Raw genomic sequence first — 14,572 nt, 5'->3', positions numbered from 1 at the left:
GGGATGGCCTCCACCCCGTCAAGGAGTTACTTGTAGGGCTCGCAGACCTGCGCGATACCGTCTTCGAAGTCGACCTGCGGTTCCCAGTCGGTTTCAGCCTGCAGTTTCGACGCGTCCGCACAGGTGTCGTGGACGTACACGTCCTCGGGGATGGGATTCTCGACGTACTCCGGGTCGACGTCGGTCCCGAGTTCGGCGTTGAGCAGTTCGACGACGCGGTTGAAACTGTAGGGCTCGCCGGTGCCGACGTTGTAGATGCCGTCGAGTTCGTGGTCCGCGGCCGTTTCGAGTGCGCGGACGATGTCGTCGACGTGGGTGAAGTCCCGTGTCTGCTCGCCGTCGCCGTAGAGTTTGGGCGGGGTTCCCTCGGCGATGTCCGCCGCGAACTGCGCGATCACGTTGGCGTACTCGCCCTTGTGTTCCTCCGCGCCGCCGTAGCCTTGGTAGACGGAGAAAAAGCGCATGCCTGCACAGGTGAGGTCGTAATGGTTCGAGAAGTACTCGGCGTAGCGCTCGCGGGCGAGCTTCGAGGCCTCGTAGCCCGTGTTCGCTTCGATGGGCATGTCCTCCGGTGAGGGCTCAGTGCGACTGCCGTAGATGGAGGACGTTGAGGCGTACACGACGGTGTCACAGCCGTCCTGGCGCGCCTGCTCGACGACGTTGACGAACCCCTCGACGTTGACCCGCGCGCCACGCTGCGGATCGTCCTCGTGCATCGCGTACGAGGAGAGCGCGGCGAGGTGGAACACGACGTCGACATCCGTGGGAAGGTCGTCGGCGAGGACGCTCACGTCGTGGTACTCGACCGACTCATCAACGTTCTCGGGCGTGCCCAGGTACTCGTCGTCGACGACGACCACATCGTTGTCGGTCGCGAGCGTGTTTGCGAGGTTGGAGCCGATGAAACCTGCGCCGCCGGTGACGAGAACGCGCTTGTCCTGCATATATGTATCAGAACACCAACTAGATTGAAAAGGTTTGATGTTGGTCAATACCACCCGGGCCACATATATTATACTGTTACATTATATATTGTATTGATTATGTATCAGATAGGATTGTTGTCGTATTATGGGTTAATGTTTACAAACCTGCAGTAATTTATCAATTCTGAATACCGATAAAACGCATTACGGGTATAGAAAACACCTGTTTCACGGAACGGCCTGATCTGTCTGTGACCGTATCGGATCGTTCATGATGACTATTCCGGTCAGTACGCTTGAATAGTTTTATTACTAACAAGTACAGTGTATACTACAGATACATGGGCCGCTATCCACGGATGGTCAGGGCCGCTGGTGTGAAGTGCGTTGACTGCAACGCGCCAGCTGCTGAGACGGTCGACGGTCGATATGTTTGCGTTGAATGTGGGTCGCCGCCGGTCACTCGGAAGGACAACCTATGAACAATGTCAACTGAGGCGGACAAACAGCCGGACCAGCCAAGTCAGCGGGATCCGAACGTAGATACAGACGCTGACCCAGTCGGACACCACCAGGTCTCAAAAGATGCCGACGAGTTGCTCGTCGACGAGGACAGCACACAGGTACCAGCCCTGAGCGTCGTCATGCCGACGCTGAACGAGGAGGACGGGATCGCCGAGTGCATTGAGCGGATTCAGAACGCGCTCGCCGCCGCTGGTATCCGCGGCGAGATCATCGTCAGCGATAGCTCGGACGACCGGACACCCGAGATTGCCCGGGAGATGGGTGCGCGAGTCGTCGTCCCCGACAAACCAGGCTATGGGTACGCCTACCGCTACGCGTTCGACCACGCCCGCGGGGAGTACATTGCCATTGGCGATGCCGACACGACGTACGACTTCGAGGAGCTCCCGAAGCTGCTTGACGGCGTCGTCAACGGCGACGCCGACATCGTGATGGGGAGCCGCCTGGAAGGCGAAATCAAAGACGGTGCGATGCCACCGTTACACCAGTACATCGGGAATCCCCTGCTGACGAAGTTCCTGAACGTGTTCTACGGGGCCGGCGTGAGCGACGCCCACAGCGGTTTTCGCGTCATCGAGCGCGAGAAGCTGGCGGAGCTGGACCTGGAGACCGACGGTATGGAGTTCGCGAGCGAGATGATCATGGAGGCCGGCGCGCGTGACCTGACGATCGAGGAGGTCCCTATCACGTACCACGAGCGCGAGGGGGAGGCGACGCTCGATAGCTTCCGTGACGGGTGGCGGCACGTGAAGTTCATGCTCGTGAACGCGCCCGGCTACCTGTTCTCGGTGCCGGGGCTTTTGCTGACCGTGTTCGGGCTGGCCGTGATGGGGGTGGCGTTTTCCGGCGTCGAGCTCGGGAGTGCGTCGTTCGGCCCGCGCTCGATGATCGTCGGGAGTTTGCTCACGATCGTCGGGTTCGAGGTCGTGTGTCTGGGGGTGTTCGCGACGGTCGCTGGTGACCCGATTCGGAAGCCGACGGATCCGGTGACGAACTGGATGGCGGAGAATCTGACGTTAGAGTGGGGGGCGACAGTTGGGGTAGTAATGTTTGCTGCCGGTGGCCTCTATGCGGCGTCGCTGCTTCTGGAGTGGGTGACCTCCGGGTACGCTGCACTCCCGACCCTGACTGCCGACATCGCGGCGTTCACGGCGATCGTATTGGGCCTACAGATGACGTTTTCGTCGTTCTTCATGAGTGCCGTTGCGGAAGGATAGAGAGTCTTTGTACGATTTGGTGGGACATTGAAATGGGCGCTGTGGGATCGATTCTCAATTCGGTGGGGATATCTGCTCAACTTAGCTCAGTGAGTTACCAAGTACCGTCTACGGCACGCAAATATGCTGTTTCAGCGCGGCTAGCAACCGAATCCCAGTCGTACTGGCGAGCGCGTTCGACGGGGTCCGCCAGTGGCCGTTTACCGTGCAATGCTTCGTCGAGTGTCCGCGTCAAGGATTCGACTGTGGGATCGACGAGGAAGCCAGCATCTCCGATAACCTCGTCCGCAGCCGAACCCGGGTGGTCAGCAGCGATGACAGTACAGTCGGCGGCCATCGCTTCCACGAACGTGATACCAAACCCCTCCCTTGTGCTGGGGGAGGTGAAGACACCGGCGGCGCGCATGTGTCCGAGAACATCATCGTAGTCGTCAAGAAAACCGAGGAACTCAACGCGATCCGCGTGGGACAGAGAGTCCCGTTTTGCTTCGAGACGTTCGCGTTCGGGGCCATCGCCGACGATTCCCAGCCTGGCGTCGTGATCGCTGGCAACTGCGTCAAAGGCGTCAAGGAGCACATCCACGTTCTTGTGTTCGATGAGGCGGCCAACGAAGAGGATCTCGTAGCCACCGTCAGGCCGTCGCGCATTTCTGACTTGTTCGGTGTCGATCCCATTGGGAACGATCTCAATGTTCTGGCGGTCGGGACCGATGGTCGCGAGACGGTCAGCCGTGACCCCGGAGATCGCTATTGGATGTTGGGGCGTGCGGGCGGTGATGTGCTCGGTGAACTTCCCAAACGGTGCGAGGTAGCCGAGATACTCCTCCCAGTAGTTCCCCCAAACCTCGTGCCAGGTCGTGACGACCGGCGTGTCCGAACGGAGGCTCGCGAGTTTCGTGGCGAGCACGGGGAAATACGGAAAGACGCTCGCGACGACGATGTCGTGTTCATCGCATCGGAGACGCCTGCGGAGTGAGGGGAGGGCTCGCGCCGCAAAGTCCAGTGCCTCCGTGATGGAGCGGCGGTCGTCCTCGTAGAGTTCCGCCTCGGGGGCGACCGCTCGCAGTGTCATCCCCTCGTGAGTTATTTCCTCGGGACCGTCCCAGAAATGCCGGCCGTAGACTGTGATGTCATGGCCCTCGTCGGCAAGGCGGGTGCCGATCTCGTGAATGCGCTTTTCGGCACCGCCAGTCACGAAAGGATACACGACGTTACTCACGAACGCCAGGCGCATTATCGGCTATGCGGAGACTTCGAATAATGTCTTTTCGGTGTATTGACCAACAATGAAGATCGTATCCTGATATCTATTTACGATTCTAGCTCGATGTCGTTCACGTAACACCTATACTGTTCCATGGATTGGACCAACTCAATGAGCGAACGTTGGGAGAACGTCATCTTGCTTTCTGCCGACGCGCTCCGTGCAGATCATCTCTCCTGTTACGGTTACCATCGCGAAACGTCGCCCGCACTCGACGAATTCGCGGCGGAAAGCATCCGATTTACGAACGCGTACAGTGCAAGTTCCCACACGCGTGAAGCGGTTCCTGCCCTCCTGACTGGGGCATATCCCGACGTGGCAACCGACGCCAAGTACCACCTGGCCGCTGATACCATTGCGTCGACGCTCTCCGACGAAGGGTTCGCGACTGCCGGCTTCCACTCGAATCCGTTCGTCTCGCGGGCGTATGGATTCGACAGGGGGTTCGATCACTTCGATGACGACCTTCATCTGGGACAACACAAGTTGATCGCGCTCGCCCAGCGAGCGCTCGACAAAGTGCGAAACCGACACTACGCGCGGGCCATGGAGATCAACGAGCGCTCGCTGTCGTGGATCGATTCGCTGGAGAGCCGGCAGTCGTTCTTCGTATGGAATCACTACATGGACACCCACGGACCGTACGAGCCGCCCGCCGAGTACGCGACGCTGTACGCGGACAAGGAACTCAGCGGTCGGGACGCACAATCGCTGTACCAGCGCGCGATCGACGATCCAGAGTCGATTACCGAAGCGGAGCGGCAGTTGCTCATCGACTTGTACGATGCCGAAATTCGGTATAACGACGAACAGATCGGCAAGTTTCTGAACGCGCTCCGGAAGCGCGAACTGCTGGAGGAGTCGCTGGTGATCGTGACTGCGGACCACGGCGACGCGTTCGGGGAGCACGGCTACTACGAACATCCGCGCTACCTGCACGACGAGATCACGCACGTGCCGCTGTTCGTGCGGCCCCCCGGCGGTGCGACCGGGACCGTGGATTCGCCCGTAAGCACGCTGGATGTCGGTACAACTATCGAGCGGGCTATCGGGAATGAGGACGGCGTCTCGCTGCTGGAGGACGTTGCCGAGGACCGGCGCGTGTTCTCGCAGGCGCGCGGTGAGGACGATGACAGTCACCTTCGTCGGTATGCGGTACGGACTCGTGAGGAAGCATGTTTCTGTGAACGCGATCGGGAGAGCGGATCGATCGAGTTCACGGCGGTGTCCGACCGGTCGTTACGGTCGGAGCTAAAAGCACACGTCGAGCAGCGCGTGCGTGTCGAGAATGGGGGCGACATCAACGGCGAGGAGGACGTTGACGAGGAGATCGAACGGCGGCTGAATGCGCTTGGGTACACCGAGTGATTGGGTAAAGAGTGTGGATTGGAACGATCGATCTGTGAGAGCCGGAACAAGATACATGACATTACAACGAACTCATTTATTTGAACGCGCGTTTCAGCAATGATGGATATTACTGTTTCGGATGATGTCGCCGAGCGAATCGAGGATCGCATTCAGTACACGGACTTTGAGAGCGTGGATGACTACGCCGAGTTCGTGCTTTCGGAGGTCGTGACCCGCGCCGAACGTGAGGGGGACGAGTCGCGTGAATCGACGATGTCGGGCGAAGAGGTCCAGAACCGTCTTCAGTCTCTGGGCTACCTGGAGGAGTGACTGTGACGGACTCGAAGCGTAACCTCGTGCTGGTGAGCGTAGATAGTCTTCGGGCCGATCACTGCGGATTCATCAACCCGGATTCCGGGTTGACGCCGACCATCGACCGGCTCGCTGACGAGGGGATCTCGTACACTCAGGCCATCGCTCCCGGGCCGCGGACGCCGTCGAGCGTACCCGTGATGTTCACGGGCGAGTTCATGTCCGATGACGAGAACTGGACGATGGCAAACTGGCAGGGCCGCCAGCAACGAATCGGCGAACACATGACCCGGTTTCAGCACTTGAGCGAACGGTTGCAGCGTCGGGGCTACGAGACCGTAGCGTTCACCGCGAACCCGTGGACGACCCGGGAGAGCAACTTCGACTACGGGTTCGACGACTTCACCGAAATCAGCGCCGATAGCCCGGACATTGACTCGTCGAAGCTCTCGGATTCGACGCTGTTCACACTCGCCGACAGCGGGTTCGAGGCACTACCCGGGGATATCTTCGGGTGGAGTTCCAAGAAGGAGTGGTTCTCACAGTGGACGGGCTACTTCGACATTATTCAGGAGAAACTGGCTGACCTCTCCGAACCGTTTTTTGTCTGGGTGTTCATTCTCGATTCTCATCAGCCATACATCACCCCGAGACGGCACCGCGAGGAGTCCGCGGCATGGGAGATGTACTACTCCATCTTGCGATACTGGCACGGACAGTCCTCGGACGAGGAACTCTCCGACCGTGCTGAGGAACTGATCGGACAGGCGTACCGGGATGCAGTCCGGTCCGTAGACGGCTTCGTTGACGCACTCACCGAGGCCGTTAGTGGCTACGACCCCGTGACGGTGTTCCACTCGGACCACGGCGAAGCGCTCGGCGAACACGGGAACTTCGGCCACGAGCAGACACTGTACGAGGAGAACCTTCGCGTACCGCTGTTCGTACACAATGCCGGGTCGGCCGAACGCGTGAGCGAGCAGGTGTCTCTTCAGTCGCTGCCGGAACTGTTCGCCGCGCTGGCTAGCGGGAGGGAGTTCGACCCACAGGCCCACACACAGCCGTTCGTAGTGTCGAAGACCGAGAACAATCAGGTGCTGTCCATCCGAACGCCTCGATGGAAGTTCGTCACCGCCGAAGAAGACACACAGCTGTACGACCTCGGATCGGACCCCAAGGAGTCGACCGATGCGAGCACCACGCATCCCGAGGTCGCGTCGTCGCTGGCGGACCTCGCCGACCGACACAGAACGACGCAGACCGAGAAGGAACGCGTCGAAACGGCGGCGAACGAACTAACCGCCGGCGGGACGCCACTATGACTGACGGCCTGAAGGTGTGTTTCGTCACGAAGATGTATCCACCGCGTACGGGTGGCGGCGCGACGTACGCGTACGAACTCGCGAACGCGCTGGGGGAGCTCGGGCACGAAGTGGACGTCTACACGCAGGCGGTGCCCGGCGAGGACAACGATGTGCCGACGCATCCCAACGTGACCGTGACGCGCATCACGAAGGCGCGTCCGCTCGTGGTGTTCTCGACGCTGTACTTCAGCATCGCGTGTCGGCTCCGGATCGACTTCGAGCAGTACGACGTGATTCACGGCACGCTGATGCCCGCATCCACGGTCGCGTTCGGACCGCTGTTCCTGCGCGGGCTGGATGCGCCGCTGGTGTTGACGAGTCACGGCACGTCCTACGACGAAGCGCGGTCCGTCGATCCTCGGGGGTTCGTCGATTACCTATTCAAGTACTTCTTCCACCCGGTGAACGTCCTTCTGGACCTGGTGAGCGGGCGGTCCGCGGACCACATCATCGCAGTGAGCGACCACACGCGTGAGCAGTTGCGGGACCTGTACCGATTCGACGAGGCGAAACTCACGACTGTGCCGCCCGGCATCGATACGGAGCGGTTCAGTCCGACGGACGCTGTGCATCCTGCCGTGGATGATTCGAAGCGGTCGGTTCTGGTGTTGAGCCGACTCGACCCGCGGAAAGGCATCGACAAGGCGATCCGCGCCTTCGCGCAACTGGAGTACGACGACGCGGAGTTACTCATCGGCGGGACGGGACGATTGGAACCGTCGTTGAAAGAACTGGCTGCGGAGCTAGGTGTCCGTGATAGCGTTCGTTTCCTCGGGTTCGTCCCTGACGAGGAACTCCCGTCGCTGTACTCCTCGGTGGACCTGTTCGTGTTGCCATCGGAGTACGAGGGGTTCGGTATCGTGTTCATGGAGGCGATGGCCTGTGGAACGCCCGTTGTTGGTACTTCAGTGGGAGGGATCCCGACGGCGGTTGACGACGGGGAAACGGGGTTTCTCATTGGACGGAATGACATTAAAGGGTTAGCTGAACGGATAGGGAAAGTATTGAGTAATTCGAAGCAATCCGCTCAACTATCGGATAACGCCCGAAGTTGGGCAATGGAACACGACTGGACTTCCATTGCGGCGCGTGTGGACGATGTGTATCGTTCTATCCAAAAGGATCATACTGAACGCCTAAATAATGATTAATCACGTCATCCACTGGCTTCGGAAATACGCAACAGTTCTTCTCTTAGTGGTTGGGTTGTCGTTGCTGTACATTTTTATTTCCTTAGAGTTCTGGTCAGTTGTTGGTCCGGTTCTCGGGTTAGCGATCGGCAGTTTCCTCGGTGTTGTCGGATTATTACTGAAATGGTTTTACCTCCCCTCGGAGATACCCATCAAACCAGAAAACGATCCGTTAGATGGACGTATTCCAATAATCCTTGCTTGTCTGTATGCCACCGCAATAATCATTCTCTTCCGATTCTACACGTATCAGCGGCCCACTCTCCTGTACGTGCTCTTCGGAGGCTATTCTGGACTTATTGCGTATCAAATAGCTAGAGGAATGTCGGTGCACAGTATCGTCCCGCAGATAGCATCGTTATCATTTTTCACTTATTGGAGCAGTCAGTTCTTATTTCCGGCTGGAATGGCCGGTCCTGATACGTTACGAGCTTACATCCCAAGTGTAGCACATATCCTCTCAACGGGGAACATCCTAACTGGACAGACAATCTACGCAGGTCACCTCGCTCATACTGCGATATTTGCCCACATTACCGGATTGTCGCCCCAACTCGGATATTTTCTTCTCGCAACACTATTACTCGTATGTACTGTTTTGGTGATCTCATTATTCGATCGCTTTTTCCCCTCAATACCGCAGCGAATGGCGCTCTATGCCACGCTCATCTTTGTGACATCTAGCTGGATGCTTGGTCGTGGTATGCATCCGAACAAGCTGAACTTCTTTTATGTACTGATTATGCTTTTGGGTAGCACTGGGGTACTACTGTATCAGTCGTTGAATCTGTCGAATCCACCAATTAGAAGGGTTATAATTGGCATCCTCATTATACCTGCACTCGTATTCGGCCATCAGTTTAGTGCCGGAGCAGCGATGATTCTTCTCATTGTTCTCGGTGCGTTCACATTTGTTTCAAGCCAGATCACACCCCGAGAGTACGCTTCAATGACATCTGCCAGAGATGCTCTTCTGTTCGTCATTGTGTATCTCCTCAGTGTGATGGGCAATCCGATTCACCAGGGACCACTAGTGGGACGGTTTACTGGACTTCTTTTGTCTGTCGTCCAATCCTCAGAAACGGGGACAGCCACGGGTGGACCGGGACGATATTCGGAACTCGCAATCAATGTACTGATCGCCAGTACGGCTGCTCAGACGATTCTCTTCACACTGTCAATCCTCGGTGCGGTTTGGTTGTTCCAACGGAGCGAATGGGAGTATGACTTCGTCATCACCTGGATCGGTGCTATATCTCTTCTGCTGGTTGTGAGTCTACTGACGAATTCGGTAGATACTGCACCACAACGTTTCTACGGGTTACTCGTACTCTTCGGATTCAATATCTGTGTTGGAGCACTATTCTACGTGATCGACAGTCGTGGTGTGTTCAATGGGGGGACCATTACCATCAACGGCGGACGCATCGCTATCGTCATTCTTGTGACTGCCTTCGCCACGGCCAGTCTGGTCTCCCCAATCGCCGATAAGGCAACATCACCTGTCAGCGAGGATTTACCGCATTCTCGGCAATTCGACACGCAACAGAGAGAACAAGGAGATCGGTGGGCCCAAACCTACGGTGTCAGCCTAATACAACTGACTCAACCTTCCACATCGATCCCAATTGAACGAACTGGACCGCATACCGGAAAAGCCAACCTGACAGACGTAAACCAAGGGGATTTGATCGTCTACTCTCAGCTTGCAAATCGAACTGGCATGATCTCAGCAGATGGTCTTTCGTTAGGTGGCCGGCAGTTTGTATTTGTTGGAACCCCATATCAACCAATGCATGACCGGGTTTATTCGAATGGGGAAACAACAGCATTCGTATCTAAATAAGATCAATTTATGCCATTTTTATTTAAAATATTCAATATATATCTCCCCAAACGCCGTTCCACTAAGAACATGAATGCATGTTTTTTTGCACTTCCGGGTACTCGATCCCGGTATCTATTGGAGAATCGGTTGTAGAGCATTATTTCTTGATCAATTCTTGGTTCAGTTCTTGGTTTGGGCGGATGGTGCATCAAGAGAGAGTCCACATATATACATTTTCCCTCCCCTTCTCGCTCAAGACGCCATCCGAACTCTGTATCGTCACGCCACCCAGCGAATTCTTCATCCCATCCACCTACCCTTAGTGCTTCACTTCGACGGACCGCCATGTTACATCCACGATAGAGACCAGTTCCCGTGTAGTTCATCCCCCCTCGCACAGGTCCCTCAACACAAATGACATCCGCTTCAAACGCTGTATGAATATTATCTAACCAATCACTAGGCGGTGAAACATCATCGTCCGTATGCGCAACAATGTCCGCTGTCGATTCGCGGAGTCCAGTATTTCGCGCTTCACAACGTCGGTCTGTCGGCTCATCATCGACGATTATTAGGATTTCCCATTCCTCCGTGAACGACTGTTCCTTCAGCTCCTCCACGACATCGGAATGGTCCGTAGACGGAACAGTCGGGATAACCACAGAGATAGAGGGGTTTGGCCCCGACTGCCAGCGTTCGATTTCCATACGCGGATATATCTTTCCTGGGTTATAAATTCTACAGAGCCGTATCCCACAGCACATATATATCGTGACAGATGAGAACGAGGTGATGGACCCGGGAAGGCTCATTTCGAAAGGGGTTCGAAACCCCACACAGATCCCGACCTGGCTCTATTTTCGCGTTCAGGGAGTGTATGACGAGTTCGTTTTCACGCCGCGGAAGGCGAGATATCTATTCGAGGAAGACTGGGACGTCGCCGTCATCTTGGATGCGTGTCGGTACGACCTCGCCGCCGAGCGGATCGCCTCCCACTCGATCCGGTTGGGGGACCCCGAGAAAGCGACGAGTGTGAGCTCGTGGTCGCCCGATTGGATCCGGCGGACCTTCGGGTCTGCACCGGAGGAGACACTCGCGGAGACGGCGTACATCACGGCCAACGTCTTCACGAACGAGCTCCCGAAATCCGCGCTGGGGGACGTGGATCGGGTCTGGCAGTACGCGTGGGACGAAGAGCTCGAAACCGTCCCTCCGAGGCCGGTGACCGACCGCGCGATAGCTGCAATCAGGACCGGGGAGTTCGACCGGTACGTCGTTCACTACATGCAGCCACACCTGCCGCCGGTCGGGAAACACGCTGGCCGATTCACGGGATTCAGTCCACAGGAGGGCGAGCCCGGAGAAGAGCGAGAAGAGGCCGAGTGGGCAGCGGTGAAATCCGGCGCTATAGACCCAGACACCGCACGAGAGGCATATCGCGAGAACCTCGCCCCGGTGCTCGACGATCTCGAGATACTGCTTGACAACATCGACGCATCGAAGGTCGTGATCACGGCCGACCACGGCAACTATCTGGGTGAAAAGGGGCGCTGGGGGCATCCACGGGATCACATCCATCCGGCAGTCCGAGAGGTGCCGTGGTGGGAGACGACGGCTACCGATAGGAACACGTATACTGCCAGCAATTACGACACTGCGAGCGAAAGAGTGGACAGGGAAGAGAAACTAGAAGCGCTGGGTTATTTCTAGTCCCTCACGGCACCAGAAGCTACCATATCCCGCTTGATATCGATTATATTCTGTTGACGAGGGTGTGTTTGAGGACGAGCTCTAGGAGATGATCCGTGAAGAGGAAATCGTACTTCTTGAAGACCCCCCAGCGATACCCGCCAAGAGTATCGAAACACCTCTATCAGACGTGATATCGCCTATTAGAACCACGGGACAAAGGGGAATCCAGCCATTATTTACAAGCGCATCGAGTCCTCGTGTTCAACGGTGGCGTCTTGGTCCGGTACGAATACAAGACCCTTCGAATCCCTCGGCAGTTTGTCAACGAATACTACGGTGAGAACCTGAACTGTGATCTTCTGGAGATGTGTAGCTACCGATAAGATCACATTAGTGGCGAAAGGCCGGATTTGCGGGGTCACAACGGTCGAACAGACCGTCTGTTGAGGTCACTGTGGCTCAGCCGTATCCGTCGGTGAGGAGTGTAGAGTCCGGGTCGAGGGGGACCCCTCGACAGGCGATATGACCCAGCTTCCGAATCCGGATGGACACTCATGAGGACTGACCTCGATGAGTGGCGGGAGGTGAGTATCGATGGCAAAGCCTGATCCGGCGGCGGTGCTCAACGGTGTCGAGACAGGCCGAACCTGCGCTTCGTATAACCGGAGTATTAAGTACGATGACACGACAGGAATGTAAGCGATGTGGTACGACGGGGGTGTGTGGACGTCCCGACAAACGTGGTGTCTCGACTGCTTACCCGAGGAAATCGATCCCGGTACCGATGGTGCAGATGAGATGATATTCGTTGGTGTGTTTTTGCTCATAGACTGGCGACAGTATATATTATCGAATATAAATGATCTAATTGAATAGTGGCCAGTGGGTCCCGTTCCTCCTAACGTACTGTATTATTTCACGAACTTATTGATAGAATTTGGAGCGGCAACCATGACCGGCCAAGCCTTAGATAATATTATTACTGGAAAAGATATAATTAACTGAACTATACTGATTAGGGGATTCAACCTATCACAGTATATTAGTCGTTCCACTAAGAATCTGTCTCGTATGAAACTATCTGGTTCTGTGTTGTCTCTGTCAAAGTCTACAGCAAGGAGTGTCTTGAGAATGGTTGGATTAGGCCATAGTTATGATGAAAACATTGAGTTCTATATGAATATACTAAGGGGAGGACTGGCAGTTAAAGGAAGTTTAAATATAATTCAAGTAGGTGCTAATGATGGGAAATATGGCGACCCCATATTTGATTTTGTGAAAAACAATAAAGACAATATAAATGTCATTCTAATCGAACCTCAAGAAAAACTCATTCCATATCTAAAAGAAAATTACAAATCCCACCCGTCTGTCGAGATATTAAATAAAGCTGTTACACTTTCAGATGAAGATTATATAAAACTATACAGGATCAAAGAAGAGTACTGGTCTGATGTCGACGCATCGTATGGGCATGAATGGCCGGACTATAGAATCCCTACTGGTGTTACTACTTCAGATAAAAATAAATTGCTTAGTTGGGCATCAAATAATATCGACTCAAATTCAAAACCAGAGTCAATAATAGAGGGTGTAAGAGTGGAAACTTACCGACCTTCTAGAATTATAAGCGAATCAGACATTATTGATGACGTAGATCTATTGCAAGTTGATACTGAAGGTATGGACGATAAGGTCGTCTATTCTTTTCTTGAAGATGAAATATGCCCAAATATAATAAATATTGAGGATATTCATCTTAATCAGTCACAAGTAGCTGAATTTGATAAACGACTAAATGGTATATCCTATGAAATACATGACTATTCTGACTTAGGGAGGATCGCCTTAAACATGAGCAAATGACGTCATCCTATATCATGTATATCCTAGTGCGTTAAGTAGTACATCAACATCTCTATCCGTATTTTCAATGGGATCAAATTCGGGTATATATGTTTTATCGTCTTCTCCTGATGTAATCACCCAGGGAACAAGGCGTACAACTGGGTTGAGACTTCCAAACGGATGTTCATACGTACAGTACTCACCAAACGCTTCCCCGTGATCAGCACTAATCGCGACACGATTCGCATCAATGTTCTGTAGCAGTAGCTTTACGTCATCTAATACATATCGAAGATTGTTCAGATAGGAATTGAATACCGTATCTTTACTCCCTCCCCTTCTTAAATAGTCAAATGGGAAATGTTCGTGCTCTTGCAGTTCTCGGTTTTCATCAAGTGCGTCTGCTGTATACGGCTTATGAGGCTGGTTGTAATGAAGGATAACACGCTCGTAATCTGAGTTTCTCATGACAGATATAGCACGATCTGTTACCGGGCGTGGTGGAGTATGGCCCATTAAGTGTCCAAGCTCACCTCCCTCTCCTTTGGGTTCATATTTCCAAATATGCTCAAGCTTTCCGAAGTCGTTTTCTTCTACTGTCTTCCAGCTACAAAATGGAAGCTCGGGTAGAGAATATCCGGATTCGCTAAATAGCTTAGAAGCGAAAGCATTATTCGCTATATATGCTGTCTCATTTATCGTCTCTGTATGTTTCTGTGTGAATGTATTTGCCATCCATTCAGCTGATGTACCTCCAACTGAGCGAATGCTATTCACGTCAGCTATGAACTCATATTCGTTAGCAACTGCTTGTAACGCATCCACACGACAGGTATCCAGTAGAATTAGAACATCCCAGTCCCTCGAAAAGACGTTTTCCCCATACAGACCGTTACAAGAGAGGACTTTCCCAATGTATCGAGGGGCGAGATTATTGAATACAGCTCTCTTTAGGCTTAGTAGTCCTCCTTCTTGAAGCACCTCTAGTCCACGATGTATTCGTCCTGAAACCATATCGGTTAGCAGAGATACTATTCTTAAACACAGAAAGCTTTT

General features: G+C 54.4%; 12 protein-coding genes. 8 read left to right on the top strand and 4 right to left on the bottom strand.

Translation table 11 applies throughout. The features are described 5' to 3' along the window. Nucleotides 1–26 precede the first annotated feature (26 nt). Nucleotides 27–944, bottom strand: coding sequence for an NAD-dependent epimerase/dehydratase family protein (locus D8896_RS03625; protein WP_121820730.1), 918 nt, complete (start codon nt 942–944; stop codon nt 27–29). A 467-nt stretch (nt 945–1,411) separates the two neighbouring features. Between D8896_RS03625 and D8896_RS03620 the strand changes: the two genes are divergently transcribed. Next, nucleotides 1,412–2,668 carry a glycosyltransferase family 2 protein gene (locus D8896_RS03620; protein WP_121820729.1) on the top strand — a complete coding sequence of 419 codons (1,257 nt, stop codon included), beginning with the start codon at nt 1,412–1,414 and terminating at the stop codon, nt 2,666–2,668. 94 nt (nt 2,669–2,762) lie between these two features. Here the strand turns inward: D8896_RS03620 and D8896_RS03615 are convergent, their stop codons facing one another. Further along, nucleotides 2,763–3,902: a glycosyltransferase family 4 protein gene (locus D8896_RS03615; RefSeq protein WP_121820728.1), complete on the bottom strand. Its 1,140-nt coding sequence runs from the start codon at nt 3,900–3,902 to the stop codon at nt 2,763–2,765. A gap of 141 nt (nt 3,903–4,043) precedes the next feature. Here D8896_RS03615 and D8896_RS03610 point away from each other — a divergent pair, with 141 nt between their 5' ends. From D8896_RS03610 to D8896_RS19145, 5 genes are all read left to right on the top strand, one after another. Continuing rightward, complete coding sequence (locus tag D8896_RS03610; RefSeq protein WP_121820727.1) at nt 4,044–5,300, top strand: sulfatase; 1,257 nt, start codon at nt 4,044–4,046, stop codon at nt 5,298–5,300. A 102-nt stretch (nt 5,301–5,402) separates the two neighbouring features. After that, nucleotides 5,403–5,612 (top strand): hypothetical protein, encoded by a 210-nt coding sequence (locus D8896_RS03605; protein ID WP_240451997.1) that lies wholly within the window; start codon nt 5,403–5,405, stop codon nt 5,610–5,612. A gap of 2 nt (nt 5,613–5,614) precedes the next feature. Further along, nucleotides 5,615–6,916: a sulfatase-like hydrolase/transferase gene (locus D8896_RS03600; protein ID WP_240451996.1), complete on the top strand. Its 1,302-nt coding sequence runs from the start codon at nt 5,615–5,617 to the stop codon at nt 6,914–6,916. After that, nucleotides 6,913–8,109 (top strand): glycosyltransferase family 4 protein, encoded by a 1,197-nt coding sequence (locus tag D8896_RS03595; protein WP_240451995.1) that lies wholly within the window; start codon nt 6,913–6,915, stop codon nt 8,107–8,109. Before D8896_RS03600 ends, D8896_RS03595 begins: the two co-directional genes overlap by 4 nt. Then, on the top strand, nt 8,102–9,994 hold the full coding sequence (locus D8896_RS19145) for a hypothetical protein (RefSeq protein ID WP_162991419.1): 1,893 nt from the start codon (nt 8,102–8,104) through the stop codon (nt 9,992–9,994). The genes D8896_RS03595 and D8896_RS19145 overlap by 8 nt, the downstream gene beginning before the upstream one ends. 2 nt (nt 9,995–9,996) lie before the next feature. Here the strand turns inward: D8896_RS19145 and D8896_RS03590 are convergent, their stop codons facing one another. Further along, complete coding sequence (locus tag D8896_RS03590) at nt 9,997–10,683, bottom strand: glycosyltransferase family 2 protein (protein ID WP_162991418.1); 687 nt, start codon at nt 10,681–10,683, stop codon at nt 9,997–9,999. A 64-nt stretch (nt 10,684–10,747) separates the two neighbouring features. Here D8896_RS03590 and D8896_RS03585 point away from each other — a divergent pair, with 64 nt between their 5' ends. After that, complete coding sequence (locus D8896_RS03585) at nt 10,748–11,686, top strand: hypothetical protein (protein WP_162991417.1); 939 nt, start codon at nt 10,748–10,750, stop codon at nt 11,684–11,686. A 1,053-nt stretch (nt 11,687–12,739) separates the two neighbouring features. After that, nucleotides 12,740–13,534, top strand: coding sequence for an FkbM family methyltransferase (locus D8896_RS03580; protein WP_121820722.1), 795 nt, complete (start codon nt 12,740–12,742; stop codon nt 13,532–13,534). Nucleotides 13,535–13,546: 12 nt separating this feature from the next. Here D8896_RS03580 and D8896_RS19140 read toward each other — a convergent pair whose 3' ends face one another. After that, on the bottom strand, nt 13,547–14,497 hold the full coding sequence (locus tag D8896_RS19140) for an alkaline phosphatase family protein (RefSeq protein ID WP_162991416.1): 951 nt from the start codon (nt 14,495–14,497) through the stop codon (nt 13,547–13,549). Between the last annotated feature and the right edge of the window lie 75 nt (nt 14,498–14,572).

It is taken from the genome of Halostella salina, assembly GCF_003675855.1.
GTDB classification, from domain to species: domain Archaea; phylum Halobacteriota; class Halobacteria; order Halobacteriales; family Natronoarchaeaceae; genus Halostella; species Halostella salina.
Note: the sequence above shows the minus strand (reverse complement) of the source record. Positions and strands in the feature narration are given on the sequence as shown.

Bases quoted from the DNA above. Each gene is read 5' to 3' on its own strand.
- D8896_RS03580 (WP_121820722.1), top strand. From the start codon at position 12,740: ATGAAACTATCTGGTTCTGTGTTGTCTCTGTCAAAGTCTACAGCAAGG.
- D8896_RS03590 (WP_162991418.1), bottom strand. From the start codon at position 10,683: ATGGAAATCGAACGCTGGCAGTCGGGGCCAAACCCCTCTATCTCTGTG.
- D8896_RS03625 (WP_121820730.1), bottom strand. From the start codon at position 944: ATGCAGGACAAGCGCGTTCTCGTCACCGGCGGCGCAGGTTTCATCGGC.
- D8896_RS03595 (WP_240451995.1), top strand. From the start codon at position 6,913: ATGACTGACGGCCTGAAGGTGTGTTTCGTCACGAAGATGTATCCACCG.
- D8896_RS19145 (WP_162991419.1), top strand. From the start codon at position 8,102: ATGATTAATCACGTCATCCACTGGCTTCGGAAATACGCAACAGTTCTT.
- D8896_RS03615 (WP_121820728.1), bottom strand. From the start codon at position 3,902: ATGCGCCTGGCGTTCGTGAGTAACGTCGTGTATCCTTTCGTGACTGGC.
- D8896_RS03620 (WP_121820729.1), top strand. From the start codon at position 1,412: ATGTCAACTGAGGCGGACAAACAGCCGGACCAGCCAAGTCAGCGGGAT.
- D8896_RS03610 (WP_121820727.1), top strand. From the start codon at position 4,044: ATGAGCGAACGTTGGGAGAACGTCATCTTGCTTTCTGCCGACGCGCTC.
- D8896_RS03605 (WP_240451997.1), top strand. From the start codon at position 5,403: ATGGATATTACTGTTTCGGATGATGTCGCCGAGCGAATCGAGGATCGC.